Source organism: Cellulomonas sp. URHD0024, assembly GCF_000426185.1.
Classification (GTDB): Bacteria; Actinomycetota; Actinomycetes; order Actinomycetales; family Cellulomonadaceae; genus Cellulomonas.
In genome coordinates this window covers 912302-931283 of the sequence record NZ_AUEW01000001.1, presented here as the reverse complement: position 1 = coordinate 931283, position 18982 = coordinate 912302, and the positions used below count along the sequence as shown (strand labels likewise).

13 protein-coding genes are annotated in these 18982 nt (G+C 71.1%); 6 read left to right on the top strand and 7 right to left on the bottom strand.

The features are described 5' to 3' along the window. Positions 1-31: 31 nt before the first annotated feature. Positions 32-2602 carry a PKD domain-containing protein gene (locus I847_RS0104345; protein WP_028048717.1) on the top strand — a complete coding sequence of 857 codons (2571 nt, stop codon included), beginning with the start codon at positions 32-34 and terminating at the stop codon, positions 2600-2602. A 27-nt stretch (positions 2603-2629) separates the two neighbouring features. Here the strand turns inward: I847_RS0104345 and I847_RS21865 are convergent, their stop codons facing one another. Next, a complete protein-coding gene (locus tag I847_RS21865) occupies positions 2630-3052 on the bottom strand; it encodes a rhodanese-like domain-containing protein (protein ID WP_034608835.1) in 423 nt (140 codons plus the stop codon). Then, complete coding sequence (locus tag I847_RS0104335) at positions 3049-3573, bottom strand: cysteine dioxygenase family protein (protein WP_028048716.1); 525 nt, start codon at positions 3571-3573, stop codon at positions 3049-3051. The genes I847_RS21865 and I847_RS0104335 overlap by 4 nt, the downstream gene beginning before the upstream one ends. A 311-nt stretch (positions 3574-3884) precedes the next feature. Between I847_RS0104335 and I847_RS0104330 the strand changes: the two genes are divergently transcribed. The 3 genes from I847_RS0104330 (at position 3885) to I847_RS0104320 (ending at position 8909) form a co-directional block, all read left to right on the top strand. Further along, positions 3885-5351 (top strand): XRE family transcriptional regulator, encoded by a 1467-nt coding sequence (locus I847_RS0104330; RefSeq protein WP_028048715.1) that lies wholly within the window; start codon positions 3885-3887, stop codon positions 5349-5351. A 119-nt stretch (positions 5352-5470) separates the two neighbouring features. Further along, complete coding sequence (gene ppdK / locus I847_RS0104325) at positions 5471-8146, top strand: pyruvate, phosphate dikinase (RefSeq protein ID WP_028048714.1); 2676 nt, start codon at positions 5471-5473, stop codon at positions 8144-8146. A gap of 64 nt (positions 8147-8210) precedes the next feature. After that, positions 8211-8909 carry a FadR/GntR family transcriptional regulator gene (locus I847_RS0104320; protein WP_028048713.1) on the top strand — a complete coding sequence of 233 codons (699 nt, stop codon included), beginning with the start codon at positions 8211-8213 and terminating at the stop codon, positions 8907-8909. Positions 8910-8927: 18 nt separating this feature from the next. Here the strand turns inward: I847_RS0104320 and I847_RS0104315 are convergent, their stop codons facing one another. Continuing rightward, positions 8928-9173 (bottom strand): hypothetical protein, encoded by a 246-nt coding sequence (locus I847_RS0104315; RefSeq protein ID WP_155855981.1) that lies wholly within the window; start codon positions 9171-9173, stop codon positions 8928-8930. A gap of 276 nt (positions 9174-9449) precedes the next feature. On the opposite strand from I847_RS0104315, the gene I847_RS0104310 reads away from it, so the two are divergent. Both I847_RS0104310 and I847_RS21860 read left to right on the top strand, forming a co-directional pair. Then, complete coding sequence (locus tag I847_RS0104310; protein WP_231384069.1) at positions 9450-10229, top strand: DUF1206 domain-containing protein; 780 nt, start codon at positions 9450-9452, stop codon at positions 10227-10229. Between the two features lie 371 nt (positions 10230-10600). Further along, positions 10601-11683: a PIG-L deacetylase family protein gene (locus I847_RS21860; protein WP_051274427.1), complete on the top strand. Its 1083-nt coding sequence runs from the start codon at positions 10601-10603 to the stop codon at positions 11681-11683. A 59-nt stretch (positions 11684-11742) separates the two neighbouring features. On the opposite strand, the gene I847_RS21855 is transcribed toward I847_RS21860, so the two are convergent. From I847_RS21855 to I847_RS0104280, 4 genes are all read right to left on the bottom strand, one after another. Continuing rightward, positions 11743-12798, bottom strand: a complete 1056-nt coding sequence (locus tag I847_RS21855; protein ID WP_051274426.1) for an aldo/keto reductase — start codon at positions 12796-12798, stop codon at positions 11743-11745. A 95-nt stretch (positions 12799-12893) separates the two neighbouring features. Then, positions 12894-15098 carry a beta-glucosidase gene (locus I847_RS21850; RefSeq protein WP_196804463.1) on the bottom strand — a complete coding sequence of 735 codons (2205 nt, stop codon included), beginning with the start codon at positions 15096-15098 and terminating at the stop codon, positions 12894-12896. Between the two features lie 338 nt (positions 15099-15436). Next, entirely contained in the window at positions 15437-18088 is a 2652-nt protein-coding gene (locus I847_RS21845; RefSeq protein ID WP_231384068.1) for an alpha-L-rhamnosidase, read from the bottom strand. A 3-nt stretch (positions 18089-18091) separates the two neighbouring features. Beyond that, positions 18092-18979 carry a carbohydrate ABC transporter permease gene (locus tag I847_RS0104280; protein WP_034608833.1) on the bottom strand — a complete coding sequence of 296 codons (888 nt, stop codon included), beginning with the start codon at positions 18977-18979 and terminating at the stop codon, positions 18092-18094. Positions 18980-18982 lie beyond the last annotated feature (3 nt).

The following is an 18982-nucleotide window of genomic DNA, read 5'->3' as shown; positions in this document are numbered from 1 at the left end:
CGCTGCCTCATATCGGCGGGAGGGGCGTGTCATGGCGAAGCTTCGCAGGATCGGCGGTGCACGGGGTCGGACCGTCGTCGCGCTGCTCGCGTGCGCGGGCGTGGCCGGCGCGGCCGCGTCGTTCGCGAGTCCGTCCGGCTACCCGGAGCGGGCGCTGGCGTCGGGCTCAGGGTCGATCTGGCTCGCGTCCTCGGGCCCGGGACAGCTCGCGCTCCTCGACGGTGCGTCCGGTGAGATCACGGTGCGCGTGGCGGTCGCGGCGCCGGGTCACGACATCGTGGCCGTCCAGGGCGGGGCAGCGGGGTACGCGCTCGACCGCACGACCGGCGGCGTGGTCCGTGTCGACGCGGCGACCTGGGAGCAGAGCGCGCCGGTCGATCTGCTGTCCGGGACGAAGGCGTCGCTCGACGCCGTCACGTCCTCGGACGCGCTCTACGCGTTCGACCGTGGACGGGGGCTGATGGTCGAGGCGGATCCTCGGTCGCTCCGCTTGCGCGGGTCGGTCTCGTCGCTCTCCGCCGTCCCGTCCCCGGGTTCGCCCGTGGTCGACCGGTCCGGCGCGCTCTGGATGCTCGACGCGCGCTCCGGAGACCTCCTGCGGGCAGCCCACGGCGTGGTCGGCGTGACCGACCCTGCCGCATCCGACGCCGGGTCGGGTCAGCTGCTCGTCTCCGACGGGACCCCGGTGGTCGTCGACCTCGCGTCGCGTCGCGCCGAGCTCGTGAACACCCGCACGGGGCGGCTCTCGCGGGCGTCGGCGTGCGTGGACATCGATCCCAGCGACGACACCATCCAGGTCGCCGCGGCCGCCTCCACGCACAAGCTGTACGCGGTGTCCGGGCGCACCGGGGTCCTGCGCACGTCCGACCTGGACAAGGGCACGTGCCGTGGCACCGTCGCCGACGTCGCGGTGCCGGGATCACGGCTCGGCCCACCGGTGGAGGTCGACGGCACGGTCTTCGTCCCCGACTACACGACCGGTCGCGTCGTCGTCGTGCGTCCCGACGAGCACAAGGTGCTGGCCGTGACCGACGCGGTGGTGGCCCCGGGTTCGTCGTTCGACCTGTTCAGCCACGACGGGTTCGTGTTCTACAACGAGCGCAGCACCGAGAAGGCCGGGGTCATCGAGCTCGACGGCCAGGTGCGGGCGGTGGCGAAGTTCGACGCCTCGAACCCGGCCGCCGACGTCCAGGACGGCGCTGACCAGACCCCGGCCGCGGACGCGCAGCCCGCGGCGCCGGATGCGCAGCCCGCTGCCCCGGAGCCGGCGGCCCCGCTCGTGCAGCCCGAGACGCCGGCCGACCCCAAGGCACGGGTCCAGGCACCGCACCGGGCTGGAACGTCGACCCACCCGAAGAAGTCCCACCCGGCCGCTCCCCGCGCCCACGACGTGCAGCCGTCGGCACCCGCGCCACCGCCTCCGGCGGACGAGCCCGACGCACCGACGGACCTCGAGATCGTCGTGCCGGCCGCCGTCGTCGTCCGACAGGACATCCCGCTGCAGGTCCGCACCCTGCGCGGCAGCCCCATAACGACCGCCACCTGGTCGTTCGGTGACGGCACGCCGTCGGACTCAGGGATCGCGCTCTCGCACCGCTGGACGCGGACCGGCTCCTACGACATCAGCATCGACGTCCGGCGTGCGAGCGGCGCCGACGAGGTCGCGACGGCGACGGTCGTGGTCGGCGCCGATGCGCGCACGGTGACGGTCCGTCGTACCGGCGGGCCTGGGACGTTGTCCGCCGCGGTCGCCGGCGGGCCCCCGACCGAGTGCACCGACACCGCGCCGTGCGCGCTCGACGCGTCGACGGGCGCGCAGATCGAGCTGTCCGTGAGCGTCGCCGGCGCGGAGCGACTGGTGGACTGGGGCGTTCCCGGGTGCGACGTGTCGTCGACCAGCTGCACGTTCCCGCTCGACGACCTCGACGACGTCACCGCCGCGTTCGGCGCGGTCGCGACCCTGAGCGTCGACGTCAGCGGGCCGGGTTCGGTCCAGGTCAGCCCAGGGCCGCCCGACGGCGGTTCGGCGACCTGCGCGTCGGGCAGGTGCGACTGGGTCTACGTCCCGGGGACCCCGGTGACGCTGAGCGCGCAGACCAGCGACCGGTTCGCAGGCTGGGGTGGTGGGTGCGGCGGCACCGGCGGGTGCTCGCTGGTGGTGGCAGACGGCGGGGCGTCGGCGAGCGCGAGCTTCGTCGCGGTCGACCGCACGCCGCCCACCGTGACGCTGTCCGGGGGTGGCAAGACGGTCTCGATCGGCTCCGCGGGCCAGGCGGTCACGTTCACCGGGTTCGGCTCGACCCTGACGGTCACCGCCGTCGCCACCGATCCCGAGAGCGCCGTCGTGAGCACCGACATCTACGTCTCGATCGGCTGGTCGTGCCGCAACGGAGACATCGGTCAGAACGTCGGGCCAGGCCTCGTCGGCCGTCCGAGCGCCAGCTCGTCGTCCGGGTCCGCGTCGTTCACCGTGTCCTTCAGCGGCCGCTGCCAGCAGGGGTGGACGCTGTCGGGCGCGAGAGCGTCCGTCTGGGCGACCGCGACGAGCGAAGGCGGTACCTCGGACGAGACGGCGAGCCTCGGGGTCGGCTGGACGCCGTGAACGACGCGCCTGGCCCGGGAACGGTGGCTAGTGGGCGGCGCCTGCGAGGGCAGGCCGGGCTGCCGACGACACCGGCAGGCCGGCCGCGGCCCAGGCGTGGTACCCGCCGATGACGTCCGTGGCCCGGTGCAGGCCGAGGTCCGCCAGCGAGGCCGCAGCCAGGCTGGAGGTGTACCCCTCGGAGCAGAGCACGACGATCTGCAGGTCGTAGCCCGTCGCGGCCGGTATGCGGTGCGCGCTGGACGGATCGAGGCGCCACTCGAGAACGTTGCGCTCGATCACGACGGACTGCGGCACCTCGCCCTCGGCGGCCCGCTGCGCTGCTGGACGGATGTCGACGAGCAGTGCTCCGTCGGCGAGCGCGTCCCAGGTCTGCCGTGGGGTGAGTCGGTGCAGGCCCGCGCGGGCCTCCGCGAGGACGTCGTCGATCGTCCGGCGTCGCGCGCTCATGCGTTCGACTCCGGTTCGTCCGTCACGACGGTGCGCGCCGGGACCAGCACGCCGTCGTCGGTGCGGCTCCAGTAGGTCATCCGGGTCAGCGGGACCGAGTACGCGTGGATGGTGACGGCCGGCTCCGTGCCGGCGTTGAGCACGTCGTGCAGGTCGTGCGGTTCCACCGTCTGCGTCCGGCCCGCCGTGAGCTCCTGCGGCACGAGCCGCCCGTCCACCGCGGGCCGGATCTCCGTGACGGTGCCGCCGGCGATCGTGAACGCCGCCGACGAGTCGCCGTGGTCGTGGAGCTCGGTGCCCTGCGCCGGGAGCCAGGTGATCAGCCAGACGTCGACGCCGGCGGGTGCGTCGAGCCGGGTCCACCAGCGACCGCTCTCCTGGAAACGGACCAGAGGCTGCCAGAGCTCCGGACGTGCGGCGATCGAGCGGGTGAGCGCGCTGAGCTGGTGGACGTCCAGCGCGGGGCGACGAGGACCGGCAGGGAGGGCAGAACGGGCAGAGGGTGCGGAAAGCAGGGACATGGTCGTGCCTCTCGGGTGCGTCTGTCGGCGACCGCGCAGGGCGGTCGGTGGGCCTGAGCGTCAGAGGTGCTGACAGCGGGCCGGACAAGAGCGCGACGGACGCAGCGGCGTCGGCGTGGTGCTCGACACGAGCTGCTCCGTTCTGTACGCAAGGGCGATCGACCCGCGCAGGGAAGCACGGCGTCGCGACGACGTCAACGAGTCGGCCGCGGCTTCTCTGATCGTGGACGCAGCGGGTAGACGCACGATGGACGCAGCGCCTGAACCCGTGCAAGACTCGCCGATCTTGACGAGGGGTCACGAACATGTCGATGGACGGTCCGCGGGAGCCCGATGCGCTCACGATCGGTCGACGGGTCCGGCACCTGCGCACGTCGCGGGGTCTGACGCTGGACGCTCTCGGCCGACAGGTCGGGGTCACGCCGAGCCTGCTCTCGCTCGTCGAGAACGGTCGTCGGGAGCCGCGGCTCATGCTCCTGCGCAGCCTCGCCGACGCCCTGGACGTCAGCGTCGCGGACCTGCTCGACGCCGAGCCGCCGTCGCGCCGGGCGGGGCTGGAGATCGCACTCGACAGAGCCCAGCGGTCGGCGGGGTTCGAGCGGCTCGCGCTGCCGACCGTGCGCCCCGGCAGGACGCTGCCCCTGCCTGTGCTGGAGCAGCTGGTCGGCCTGCACTCCGAGCTCGCCCGGCGCGACCTCGAGGCCATCGCGACGCCGGAGGAGGCCCGACGCGCGAACACGCAGATCCGCCTCGAGCGCCAGGCTCGGGACAGCTACCTCCCCGAGATCGAGAAGGTCGCCGAGCAGCTGGCCCGTGCGGCCGGGTACACCGGGGGAGCGCTGACCCACCGGGCGGTCTCCCGGATGGCCGAGCAGCTGGGGTTCACCATCCTGCACGTCGACGACCTGCCCAGCTCGACGCGCACGGTGACCGACCTCGCGCACGGGCGGATCTACCTGCCGCCGGCATCGATCCCGGGCGGGCACGGGCTGCGGTCGCTGGCGCTGCAGGCGATCGCCCACCGCGTGCTCGGGCACGAACGTCCGACCTCGTACGCCGACTTCCTGCGGCAGCGCATGGAGATCACGTACTTCGCGTCGGCCGCCCTGATGCCCGAGAAGGCTGCCGTCGAGCACCTCCAGCAGGCGAAGCGCGAGAAGGACCTGGCGATCGAGGACCTGCGTGACGCGTTCGGTGTGACGCACGAGGCGGCCGCCCAGCGCTTCACCTGCCTCGCGACGCACCACCTCGGGATCCCGGTGCACTTCCTGCGGATCGGCGGCGACGGCGCGATCTACCGCGCCTATGCGAACGACCGACTGCCGCTGCCGACCGACGTGACGGGCGCGATCGAGGGCCAGCTCGTGTGCCGGAGCTGGGGGGTGCGCCGCGCGCTGGCCCGACGCGACCGCTCGTCGGAGTCCTACCAGTACACCGACACCCCGGCCGGCACGTTCTGGTGCTCGACGCAGACGGGCTCCGGGACCGAGGGGCAGCTGGCGATCGCCATCGGGGTGCCGTTCGCGTCGGCGTCCTGGTTCCGCGGGCGGGACACGCCCACCCGCCACCAGTCCACCTGCCCGGACGAGGCGTGCTGCCGTCGGCCCAGGGCGTCGGCGACCGCGCGCTGGCAGGACGCGTCGTGGCCGAGTGCGCGCGTCCACCAGCACGTCTTCACGGCGCTGCCCACCGGTGCGTTCCCCGGGGTGGACTCGCGCGAGGTGTACGGCTTCCTGGACAGGCACGCGCCGCAGCCTGCGGATTCCGAGCAATCCTGACGCCAGGCGCAAGATTCGCCGTTCTTGCGGGCATCCGGGTGTCGCGGTCGTCGGCACACGCCCTGAAGTCTGGAGGAACGGCTGCACCACCCCGCAGCCCCTGACGACAGGAGCTCGCGATGGCCAGGTACGTGTCCAGGTTCTGCGACGGCGACAAGGACCAGCTGGACCTGCTCGGCGGCAAGGGCGCCAACCTCGCCGAGATGACGAACCTCGACCTGCCCGTACCGCCGGGCTTCACGATCACGACCGAGGCGTGCCGGGCGTACCTGCGTGACGGTCACGTACCGCCCGAGCTGCGCGTCGAGGTGACGCTCGCGGTGCGCGAGATCGAGGACACGCTCGGGCGCCGGCTCGGGGACTTCCACGAGCCACTGCTCGTCTCGGTGCGGTCGGGCGCCAAGTTCTCGATGCCCGGGATGATGGACACCGTCCTGAACATCGGGCTGAACGATGCGTCCGTGAAGGGACTCGCAGAGTTCTCCGGCGACGAGCGCTTCGCGTGGGACTCGTACCGCCGGCTGATCCAGATGTTCGGAAAGACCGTGCTCGGTGTCGCCGGCGACGTGTTCGAGGAGGCGCTCGACGAGCGCAAGCGCACGGTCGGTGCTGCCACGGACGTCGACCTGTGTGCGCAGGACCTGCGGATCCTCGTGCACACGTTCAAGGAGATCGTCCTCGAGCGGACGGGCCGGGAGTTCCCGCAGCACCCCCGCGAGCAGCTCGACATGGCGATCGAGGCGGTCCTCGGCTCGTGGAACACGGACCGTGCCCGGCTCTACCGGCGTCGCGAGCGCATCTCCCACGACCTGGGCACGGCGGTGAACGTGGTGAGCATGGTGTTCGGGAACCTGGGCGAGACGTCCGGGACGGGCGTCTGCTTCACCCGTGACCCCGCGACCGGGGCGTCGGGGGTGTACGGCGACTACCTGCCCAACGCGCAGGGCGAGGACGTGGTGGCGGGCATCCGGAACACCCTGCCGCTGGCGGAGCTCGAGCTGCTCGACCCGACGTCGTACGAGTCGCTGCGCCAGGCGATGCGGCGTCTGGAGACGCACTACCGGGACCTGTGCGACATCGAGTTCACGATCGAGCGCGGCACGCTCTGGCTGCTGCAGACGCGCGTCGGCAAGAGGACTGCTGCGGCGGCGTTCCGGATCGCGACCGAGCTCGTCGACGAGTCCCTGATCACGATGGACGAGGCCATCACGCGGTGCACCGGCGACCAGCTCAGCCAGCTGCTGTTCCCGCAGTTCGACGGATCGGCCGCCCGTCGGCGGCTCACCACCGGGATGCCGGCCTCGCCGGGTGCGGCTGTCGGAGAGATCGTCCTGGACAACGCCCAGGCGCTGGCGCGCTCCTCGCAGGGCGTGCGCGTCATCCTCGTGCGCAAGGAGACCAACCCGGACGACCTGCAGGGGATGATCGCCGCCGACGGGATCCTGACCGCCCGCGGCGGCAAGACGTCGCACGCGGCGGTCGTCGCGCGCGGCATGGGGACGTGTGCGGTCGTCGGTGCCGAGGAGCTCGACGTCGACCTCCGTCTCGGCGAGGTCCGCGTCGGCGACGTGGTGCTGCACGCAGGCGACACGATCGCGGTCGACGGGTCCACCGGCGAGGTGTTCCTCGGTGCCGTCCCCGTGGTCGACTCACCGGTCATGGTCTACGTCTCCGACGGGCTGGATGCCGGACTGGCCGCCGCGCGCGACGACGAGGCGAAGCACGTGGTGACCGCCGTCGACCGGGTCCTGCGGCACGCCGACTCGGTGCGAAGGATGCAGGTCCGGGCGAACGCGGACACCGCGCAGGACGCCCGGCGCGCTCGCGACCGTGGCGCGCAGGGGATCGGGCTGTGCCGGACCGAGCACCAGTTCCTCGGCGAGCGCCGGCAGTACATCGAGCGGCTCGTCCTCGCGGACGCCGACGAGGCCCACGCGGCCCTGGCCGAGCTGCTCCCGCTGCAGCGTGAGGACTTCGTCGGCCTGCTCGACGCGATGGACGGGTTGCCGACGACGATCCGGCTCATCGACCCGCCGCTGCACGAGTTCCTCCCGGACGTGACCGAGCTGGCCGTGCGGGTCGCGACGGGGGAGGGAGACGCCCACGACGTCGAGGTGCTCGCCGCCGTGCGGCGCATGCACGAGCAGAACCCGATGCTCGGGCTGAGGGGCGTCCGGCTGGGGCTGACCCTGCCCGGCCTCTTTGCGCTCCAGGTCCGGGCGGTCGCGGAGGCCACCGTCCTCCTCAAGAACGCCGGACAGGACCCCCGGCCCGAGATCATGGTGCCGCTCGTCGGCTCGGTCCGTGAGCTCCAGCTGGTCCGCGAGGAGGCGGAACGGGTGCTCGCGGACGTCTCTGAGGCGTCCGGCGTCCCGCTCGACGTCCCCATCGGCTGCATGATCGAGCTCCCTCGGGCCGCGTTGACCGCACACCGCATCGCGGAGGAGGCGGACTTCTTCTCGTTCGGCACCAACGACCTGACCCAGACGACGTGGGGGTTCTCCCGCGACGACGTCGAGCGCGCGTTCTTCGCCGCCTACCTGCAGAACGGCGTGCTCACCATCTCCCCGTTCGAGACTCTCGACGCGGACGGCGTCGGCCAGCTCGTGCAGGCCGGCGTCGACGGCGGGCGGGCCACCAAGCCGGACCTGCACCTCGGGGTGTGCGGGGAGCACGGCGGGGATCCCGAGTCGATCCGGTTCTTCCACGACGTCGGGCTCGACTACGTGTCGTGCTCGCCGTTCAGGGTCCCGATCGCCCGGCTGGAGGCCGGCCGGGCATCGGTCGCGGGCTGACGCCGGGCTCTCCCAGGGCAGGGCGCGTCCGAGGCGACCGCCTCCGGTAAGGGATACTCGCCGCATGTCACGCACGGACGAGGTCGTCGAGGCCATCAAGGCGATGATCCTCGACGGCCGTCTCCAGGCCGGGGCGCGGCTCCCCGTCGAGAAGGACCTGGCCGACGAGCTCGGCGTCTCCCGCGGCCCGCTGCGGGAGGGCGTCCGCGCCCTCGTGACCCTCGGCATCCTCGAGACGCGTCAGGGCGACGGCACGTACGTGACCAGCCTGGACCCGTCCCGCCTGCTCTCGTCGATGGGATTCTTCGTCGACCTGCACGCGGACGGCTCGGCCCAGCCGTTCCACGCCGTGCGACGCCTCCTGGAGACCGAGTCCGCCGGGTTGGCCGCGACGCGCATCACGCCGGAGGCGCTCGCGCGTGCCCGCGAGGTGCTCGACGAGGTGCGCGAGATCCTCGGTCGCACGCCCGTGGACCACGAGGCGTTCATCGCGACGGACATCGAGTTCCACCGCATCGTCGCCGAGAACTCGGGGAACCCGGTGCTCGCGGCCTTCGTCGAGTCGCTCGCGAGCCGCACGGCGCGCACGCGGCTCTGGCGGGGGCTGCACGAGGAGGGCGCCGAGGAGCGGACCTGGCACGAGCACGACGCCATCTGGCGGGCGCTCGAGGCCGGGAACGCCGAAGCGGCCCGCATCCGCATGGCCAGCCACCTGCTCGGTGTCGAGGAGGCTATGCAGCTCCTGCCGCTCGACGAGGAGTAGGGCAGGGCCCGCGACGGGTCAGAGCTCGAGTCGGTCGGAACGGATCTTCTCGGCCTCCGTCGTGTCGTCGACGGCGTCGAGTCCCTCGTCGTCGAGACCGTCCGCGCGGATCTTCTCTGCGTCGGTCGTGTCGTCGACGGGGTCGAGTCCGGCATCGCCGAGACCGTCCGCGCGGATCTTCTCTGCGTCGGTCACCTCGTCGGCGACCCCGGCAGGCACACGGTGGTCCGGGACCTCGGGAACGGAAGCGTCGTTGCTGGTCATCGTCTTCCCCCGGTCTGATCGGTTGTGCAAGGACAAGAAGCGTAGGTCCGGCAACTCGCCGGCGCGCGTTGGACCGACCGGCCAGCCGCTGGCCTCGTCCGGGTCCTGCACGAGGTCGTGCGCGGCGAGCCCGACCTCCTCGCCGTGCCACGCCGCGGCAAGAGACGGACGCGGTCAGCGCGCTGCGGTGCACCCGCCTGCGACGACCCGCACCGAGCGTCGGTCTCGTCGGTCCTACGCGTGGCGAGCATGCGCAGCCGGTGCCAAGGTGAGGCCGTGGCTGACACCGTGAAGAATGTTGCCGCCCGGACGGGCGACAACCCGGTCGTGCGCTCCGGCGCCCGCATCGGGTACGCCGCGAGCGGCATCCTGCACCTGGTCATCGCGTGGATCGCCGTGACGATCGCCTGGAGCGGCGCGAGCACCTCAGCGGACCAGAACGGTGCGCTGGGCACGCTCGCGGCGACGCCGGTCGGCGGATTCCTGCTCTGGACGCTGGTCGTCGGGTTCGGGTTGCTGGCCCTGTGGTACGTCGCGGACGCGTTCCTGCAGCACGGTGCGGGCGACCGCCTGAAGTCCGTCGGGAAGGCTGTTCTCTACGGCGTCCTGGCGTGGACAGCGGGGGTCGTGCTCCGAGGTGCCGGGTCGAACGGCGGCAACCAGGCGGCCAGTGCCAGCGCCACCCTGATGAAGCAGCCGTTCGGCCGCGGCCTCGTCGTCGCTGTCGGCGTCGCGATCGTCGGGGTCGGTCTGTACCACGTCGTCAAGGGCTGGCGGCGGCGGTTCCTGCGGGACCTGGTCGAGCACCCCGGCCGGTGGGCGGTGCTGGCCGGCCGCATCGGCTACGTCACGAAAGGCGTCGCGCTGGGCCTGGTCGGCTGGTTCTTCGTGCAGGCGGGGATGACCAGCGACCCCGCGAAGGCGCAGGGTCTCGACGGGGCGCTTCGGTCGGTCCTCAAGCTTCCGGCCGGACCGTGGCTGCTCACGGTGGTCGCGATCGGCCTTGCGGCGTACGGGATCTACTCCTTCGCCCGTGCGCGGTACGCCCGCCTCTGAGCGGCGCACCCGCGCCCCTCGAGCAGCGCGGCGCGGATCGCTGAGGCAGAGGCTCGGGTCCTCGTCGGTCCCGCTCTCGTGTCTCCGGGCAGGACGTCTCGAGGGTCGACGGCCCGGACAGGGCTGCCCGAGCTCAGAGCAGGCCGCCAGCCGGGGCGCCGACCAGCGCCAGGCCCGCACGGTCCCCGTCGCCGTAGTCGCCGGTCTCACGGAGACGAGATCGACCGATCTCGACGACGGCGGTGGGGCGCGACAGCACACGACGACGGCGGCTCCGTTCCGCCGCAGCCGAGGAGCCAGCCCCGCTGGCGTCTTGCCGTCGCCTCGGACGAGACTGGGCGGGGGCAGTGGTTCATCGACGAAGGGGGCACGTGGACACGGGGAAGGTCATCACCGGCGAATTGCCGCACGTGGTGATCATCTATGACGACAAGCCAGGCGCCATGGCGGTTCTCGCGAAGCTCGCCCGGCAGATGGTCACTGTCCAGCTCATCGGCAGACCCATCACGGCGCTCGACTTCGCGGACCTCCTCGCGGCGGACGCCGGTGTCCTGGTCACGCACGGGACGTGGGCGCTCCAAGGGCAGAACGTCACGGCGCGTGCCGCGGAGCTTGCCTCGATCGTCCCGTGCTTCGTGGTGCGCCCCCCGCTGGACCCTGAGGCAGGACCGGATCCGCTCGCACCGTTGCTGGGGTTCGTGAAGTTCGCGAGCGTGGTCGACGACGCGTTCATCCAGACCGTCGTGACCGAAGCTCGTCAGAGCCGAGCAGCGCGGCGGATGCCCGGTCCGCGCGAGGTGGTCCTGGCGATCGGCGCACACCCGGAGGACGTCGAGGTCGGGGTCGGCGGCATCTTGGCGGCGCACGTCTTCGCCGGCGACGACGTCGCGATCCTCACGCTCGGGCAGGACGGGCACGCCGGCTCGACCGGGCAGGAAGCGCGCGCCGCGGCGGCCGTCATCAGGGCGCGCCTGTTCCTCGACCCTGTCCCTGCCGCCCGGTTGGCGTCCACGAGCGACCTCGTGGACCGGATCGCGGCAGTCGTGGACGAGGTGCGCCCGACGGTCGTCTACGTCCATGCCGCCGAGGACCAGGACCCTCACCACCGGGCGGTGCACGACTCGACCTGCATCGCCGTCGACGGGGTGCGGACCGTGGCGGCCTACCAGTCGCGCTCGTCCTCGGTTCGGTTCCAGCCGACCGAGTTCGTCGCGATCCGGGCGTTCATGCCCGTGAAGCTCGAGATGCTCGCGGCGTACGACGCGCAGGGGTCGGGGAGCCACCCGGACGCCAAGGGCGTCCGCATCACGGCCGCCTACTGGTCTCGGTTCGCTGGTGGGGGCCTGGTCGAGCCGCTCGAGGTGCTGCGTGCAACGTCCGCCGCTGACGACCCGGACGCCGCGCCGGGCACCTGGTCGCGACTGTCGGCGGCCTCGGCCCCAGCCGTCGCCTGATCGGAGGTCGTCCACGCCCCACACCAGCCGGCCTCGAGGTTCTGGAGCGTCGATCGCTGTCACAGCGAAATCAGGATGTCGCGCTGATCTGGCACGGAAACACGAAGCCGCCCTCGAGAGGGGGCCCTACCTGCGCTCGTGCTGGCTCCCTCGACTGGACTGGAACCAGTAGCGGCCAGGGTTTCCGGTGACTGTTCTGAGCGGCGCGCGCGAGTGCATGTACGTGCCACGGTCGCGGAGCCGTTGGTGCCGCGAAGGCCGGCCAGCGACCGCACGCACTCATGAACATCGGCATCGACAGCACTTGCGTCATCGGCCGTCCAGGGCTCGTCGAGCACGGAAGCGGCCTCGACAGCCGTCTTCGGGCGGCCTGCCCCGACGACGACGTCCATCGCCGGGGACGTGGCCAGTACAGCGCGAAGAACCAGGCGTTGGACGGAGATCCCACGAAGCTCGGCCCGCGATGCCAACGCAGGGAAGAGCGACGCGAGTCGATGAGCATTCGACGCGCCACCCAGCGGGGAGTAGGCCACGAACCTCGCACCGTTCGCTTCGCACCAGGCCAAGACGGGCGAGTCGGGGTGTGCCAGGTCGTATTGGTTCTGCACGGCGTCGATGCTCACGTGGCTCGTCAGCCGTTCGAGCTGGTCGATCGACGCGTTCGAGATGCCGATGGCCGCGGTGAGGCCTTCTGAGCGCATCTCGGCGAGCGCTTCCATGCTCTCCCGGGTAGGCACGGTTTCGTCATCCGCGCGGTGCAGGTAGAACAGGTCGAGGCGGTCTACGCCGAGCGCGCCGAGGCTGTCGAGCACGTCACGACGAAGTCGCTCCGGTGAGTTGTCCGTGCCCCAGTGGTCGTGATCGCGGCGGTAGTGGCCACCTTTCGTCGCGGTTGTGACGTCGAGGATCGATGGCCCGAGCGCCCGGGCGAACAGTCGTTCGTTGTGGACGGGATCACCGACGGGGGCATAGGCGCGAGCGGTGTCGAATGAGCGGATCCCCGCATCGAGACCGGCGCGGATGGTCGCGACCGAACTGCCGTCGTCGCGGTCATCACGCAAGGAGAAGCCGGCACCGCCAAGGGCGACGCGTGCATCCCCGAGCAGGACGCTCACGATCCACCGCCTTTCTCGGGCTACGCCTGGGTGAGGAGGAGCCGGCCTGACGCCCACCCCCGGTCGTCGGGGGCGGGCGTCAGGGCTTCGGAGAACTACCCGACCGAGAAGGTGCCGGTCAGAGTCGCGGTCGCCGCCGACGGGCCGACCTCGACCGTGTAGGTGCCGGGCGCGATCGTCCAGGCGTGGCTGGCCGTGTCGTAGTACGACAGGGGCAGGTCGGGCGACTGCGGGTCGATCGTGAGGGTGACCTTGTCGCCGCGTCCCACCTTCGGCGAGACCTTGGCGTACCCGACGAGGCGCTTCGGCTCACCGGTCGTCGACGGAAGGGTCAGGTAGACCTGCGCCGTCTCCGTCCCTGGCTTGGGGCCGGTGTTGGTCACGAGGAATCTGACGTCGACCGGCTTCTTGCCGTTGGTCTTCGCCGTCACCTTGAGGTTGTTGTACGCGAACCCCGTGTAGGACAGGCCGTGCCCGAACGGGAACAGGGGTGCGATGTTCTTCGCGGCGTACCACTTGTAGCCGACAAGGAGACCTTCGCTGAAGTTGACCTGGCGGATCTCGGTGCTGCCGGTGGGTCGGGTCGTGCTCCCGTTGGCGAACGTGCCCGGGTACTGCTGCGGGCTGTTCGTCGGGGTGTCGGCGAGCGACTTGGGGAACGTCATGGGCAGCCGACCGACGAAGTTGTCGTCGCCGTAGAGCAGGCGAGCGATCGCCGTGCCCTGCTGCTCGCCCGGGTACCAGGCCTCCACCACGCTCTTGACGTCGGCGAGCCAGGGCATCGGGGTTGCTGTGCCCGTCTCGAGGATGGCGACGGTCCTGGGATTGGCGGCGGCGACCGCGGCGATGAGCGTGTCGCCGTTGTTGTCCAGGTCCAGCGTCGTGCGGTCGGCGAACTCACCCTGCTTGGAGTAGCCGAAGACGATCGCGACGTCTGCCGCTGCGGCGGTCGCTGCCGCGCTGGTGGCGTCGGCGCCGTTGTCGAACGTGACGGATGCTCCGGCTTGTGCGGCGCGAGCGGTGATGGCGTCGAGCGGTGCGACCGGGGTTGGGCAGGCGTTGCCGCCTCCACCGAACGGGCCGGCCGCCTGCTGGCACACCGTCCCTGCGCTGACTCCGTTGGTCGGGGTGTTCGAGGCGGTCGGGCCGATGATCGCGATCCTCTTGGTCGACGCGGTCAGCGGGAGCACGTTCTTGTCGTTCTTGAGCAGCACGGAGCTCTCCGAGGCGATCTGCGCCGCCAACGCCTTGTGAGCGTCCGTCGAGGAGCTCGTCGAGGGGACGGCGGGCAGCGGGTGGTCGAACAGCCCGTGGGCGATGTAGGCGCGCACGACCCGGAACGCGGCCTCGTCGATCTGTGCCCTGGTGACGGAGCCGTTGTCGATGGCCGCACCGATGTTCGCCGGCGTGTAGAACTTCGGAGCGTTCAGCTCCTGGTCCAGTCCGGCGGCCAGTGACGGTGCGGTGCTGTGCACAGCACCGAAGTCGGACGTGACGAAGCCCTGGAAGCCGGTGTCGCCCTTGAGGACGTTGTTGAGGATGGGGTTCTCGCACCCGTACACCCCGTTGACCTGGTTGTACGAGCACATGACCCCGCCGGGGTTCGACTTGTCGATGAGGATCTTGAACGGCAGGTTGTACGTCTCGCGCAGAGTCCGGCCGTCCAGGTTCGACGAGCTGGTCTGGCGGTCGAGCTCCTGCTCGTTGGCGATGTAGTGCTTGATGACGGCCATGACTGGCTGGTTCGCGTTGCCCTTCTGCATGCCGTTGACGGTGGCGGCGGCCATGTTGCCGGACAGCAGCGAGTCCTCGCCGAGGTACTCCGGTGTCCTTCCTGACAACGCGGTGCGGCTCGCCGAGACGCCCGGGCCGAGGATGACGTTCTTCCCGGACCGGAATGCCTCGTCCGCCTGGGCGACACCCTTGTCGTAGGCCAGCTGCTCGTCGAACGTGGCGGCGAGCCCGATCTGGTCGGGGAAGATCGTGACACCGGCCGTGCCGCGCACGTAGTCGGGGCCGTCGGTGTAGACGACCTTGGGAGTGCAGTCCACCTGCACGGGATACGTCGCCCCGCCGCCGAAGAAGCCACCGGGGAACGTCGTCCGGGTCGGGTTGTTCGCCGCCTGCTCGTCCAGCCAGCGCAGCTCCTGGTCGAGCGTGCTGGCCTTCAGCAGGAGGTTCGCCCTCTGGTCGGCTGTCTTGCTCGTGTCCATCCAGGGGCACGCCTGGCGAGGGCCGGCCGCCTCGGCGGACCGGGCCAGCGGTATGCCGAGGCCGAACGTCACGAGGACGGCGGCCACGGCTGCGAAGGCAACCGGCCGGCGCGAACCGGAGAGACGGAAGGGGGATAGCGAGACGTGCATCGGTTCTCCTCATTGAGAGACGGACACGGGGAATTCTCGATCAGCTGCGCAGCCGCGGTCGCGCGGTCACGGCGGAGGACTACGTCCGCGCTTCACGAGTCGATGAAGCGTTTCAAATCGCGCGTCCGAAACTACCCAGATCGCGTCAGTTGCCGCAAGCGGGGCCGCTGATGACGTGTACCGACTCGGAGCGTCGCCGGAGGCGCATCCAGCGCGAAGACAGGATGAAACGCTCCACCGACGCGGCTGACGCGGAAGAGTGGACCTGTTGGTGGTCAGGTGGCAGTCACATGGTCGAGTGCTGTCGAGAGCTCGTGGTGTCCGGCGGTCAGGTCGACGATGCCTGCCGAACCGAGGTCGACTCGTGCGCGAGCGCCGATCGGAACGGTCGCGGTGATAGCCACCGTTCCGCCGTCGACCTTCCAGGTGACTTCCGCACGACCGAACGCCGTCTGCAGCCAGGCCTGCGCCCAGGACAGTCCGCCACCCGGGCGCGGCGCGATGTCGAAGACGTCGCCCGCCGGAGAGGACTGCCGCAGGCCGGCGACGGTGCCGTGCAACCAGTCCGCGACCGAGCCGAGCGCGTAGTGGTTGAACGAGGTCATGTCTCCGGGGTTCACGGTCCCGTCCGGAAGGATCGAGTCCCAGCGTTCCCACATCGTCGTGGCGCCCTGGCCGACCATGTAGAGCCAGGAGGGGCAGGCTGTCTGCATGAGCAGCGCGTATGCGCGATCGAGGTGCCCGGTGCTGGACAGGGCGTCGAGGACGACCGGTGTCCCGACGAATCCGGTGCCGACCACGTCGCCGCCGTCCTGGATGAGGGTGGCGAGGCGCTCGCCGGCGGCGTCTCGCAGGTCGGGTGGAAGCAGATCGAACGCGAGCGCGAGCGCGTAGGCGGTCGGGGCGTCGCTTGTCAGACGTCCGGCCGGCATGACGTACCGGCGGACGAATGCCTCGCGGACCTCGGTGGCCAAGGCTCCGTACCGGTCGGCATCCTGGGGCCGACCGACGACCTCGGCCATGCGGGCGAGCAGCGAGCTCGATCGCGCGAAGTACGCCGTGGCGACCAGGTAGCGGTCGGTCCGAGCGTCCGCCGGGTCGTCCGGAGGTGCGGCGGGGTCGAGCCAGTCGCCGAGCTGGAACCCGGTGTTCCAGAGCCGTTCCGGGCCGGCGAGCCGTTCGACGCAGTCCACCCACGCACGTGCGGAGTCGTACTGCCGGGCGAGCACGTCGAGGTCCCCGTACCGCTCGTAGAGGGTCCAGGGGACGATCACCGCTGCGTCCCCCCAGGCGGCTCCGGGCCGCGGTGGTGACCACATGGGGTTGCCGTAGATCGCGGGGACGAACCACGGGACGGTGCCGTCGGGAAGCTGCTCCAGTGCCAGGTCCCGTAGCCAGGACGAGAGCAGTCCGGCGCTGTCGTACAGGAACGTCCCGGTCGGGCCGAACACCTGGATGTCGCCCGTCCAGCCGAGCCGTTCGTCCCGCTGCGGGCAGTCGGTCGGCAGCCCCACGAAGTTGCCCCGCATGCTCCACACGACGTTCGCGTGCAGGCGGTTCAGCCTGGTGTCGGAGGAACTGAAGCCCCCCGTGCGACGCATGTCGGTGTGCAGGACCCGCGCGACGACGTCTCCCGGTCGCAGCCGGCCGGGCCAGCCCTCGACCTCGACGTAGCGGAACCCGTGGATGGTGAACCGCGGCTCCCACTCCTGCTCGCCGGCGGTCCCCAGCACGTACTCGTCGACGGACTGTGCACCGCGCAGCGGGCGCACGTAGACGTGTCCGTCCTGGAGCACCTCGGCGTGCCGCAGCCGGACCACGGTGCCCTCGGGCCCGTCGACGCGGATGCGCAGTCGGCCGACGAGGTTCTGGCCGAAGTCCAGGAGCGTGGTCCCACGGTCGGTCGGGGAGATCGAGGCCGGTGCGACCTCCTCGGTGCACCGGATCGGCGGTCCCTCCGGCGCGACGAGTGTTGCAGGGTCACGGTGGACGACCTCGACGCTCGACCAGTCTGCGTCGTCGAAGCCCGCCGAGGACCAGCCCGGCTCCAGCAGGCGGGCGTCGTAGCGCTCGCCCTCGTACAGGCCAGAGCTGAGGACGGGCCCGAGCCCGGCGCGCCAGCTCGGCCCAGTGGCGACGACCTGACGTGTCCCATCGGCGAGCTCGACCTCCAGCTGCGCGAGCAGGGCCAGACGGTCGCCGTAGATGTCGCGGTTCCCGCCGTCGAACCCGAGGCGTCCGCGGTACCAGCCGTCACCCAGGAACGCGCCGAGCGCGTTGGGGCCGGCCTGCAGCAGGTCGGTGACGTCGTAGGTGGAGTAGCGCAGCCGGTGAGGGTAGACGGTCCAGCCGGGTGCGAGGTCCTCGTCGCCCACCCGGATGCCGTTGAGGTACGGCTCAACGAGCCCGTGCGCAGTCAGGTACAAGCGCGCCGAGACCGGGCGTCCCCGCAGGTCGAACTCGTGCCGCATGAGCGGTGGGCGTCGCAGTTCGCAGTCCTCGGGTGGCTCGAGCGGCGTGATGGGTCGGGCGACCCAGTCGGTGGCCTCGAGGAGGCCGATCTCGGCGGCCGTGGCGGGGGACCAGGCCGACACCGTTCCGTCAGCGGCGCGTACGCGCACGGCGATGTGCACGCGCTCACGGGACCGCAGCGCCCCGAAGGGCCACGCGACCAGCGACTGTCCGGCACCGGCCAGCCAGTCGGAGGTCTCGTCCGCACGGCCGTCGGCGCGGACGCGAAGCTGGTAGTCCGACGTCCCCCAGTCGGTGGGCGCGTGGTCGATCGTCCACGAGATGCGTGGTCGCGCCTCGCCGATTCCGAGCGCGTGCACGTGGTGCTCGATCCGGGGGGCCGACAGGGCGATGTCGCCGTCGGACGACGTGCGGGAACGGTCCGGCGCCGCGACCGGTCGTGGTTCTGTGAGCACGCCTCAGCCCTTGACCGCCCCGGCGGCCAGGCCGCGCATGACTCGCTGGTTCAGGAAGATGTACAGCACCAGGACGATGAACATGTTGATGCAGATGGCCGCGAAGGTCGGCCCGTAGTCGACCGCGCCGAACTGCCCGGTGAAGTTGAGCAGGCCGACCTGGACCGTCCGCAGGTAGTCCTGGGTGGTGAAAGTCAGCGCGATCAGCAGGTCGTTCCAGAGGAAGAAGAACTGGACCAGAGCGATCGTGAAGACGGCGTTGCGCATCATCGGGAAGCCGATCGACCAGAACGAGCGGATCGCGGAGGCCCCGTCGAGGGTGGACGCCTCGAAGACCTCGCGGGGTATCGACCGGAAGTAGGTGGCCATCATGAACACGGTCAGGGGCAGGCCGATCGCCGTGTAGGTGATGATCAGCGGCCACAAGGTGCTGGTCAGGTGCAGCTTGAAGTACACGGTGAACAGCGGCAGCAGGATCATCTGGCCGGGAATCATGATGCCCGCCAGGAAGAGCAGCAGGACTCCGCCACGGCCGCGGAAGACCATGACCTCCAGCGCGTACCCGGCGGCCGTTCCCAGCACGATGACCAGGGCGAGCGCCGGGAACACGGCCAGGATCGAGTTGCGCAGGTAGAGCGCGATGCTCGACCAGGCCTCGGCGTAGTTGCTGAAGTTGGCGAAGCTGTCCGGCAGCGACCAGGTGGGGTTGTTCAGGAACTCGTCCTGCGTCTTGAAGGATCCCAGCAGGAGCCACAGGAGCGGGTAGACCATCACGACCAGCAGGACGGTCACGCCGGCATAGAGAGGGATGCGGCGGAGGCGCTTGCGTGCCCGCCCGGGGCGGGTCGGGTTGGCCGTGGTCACGGGGTTGGTGCGCGTCAGGGTGGTCATGGC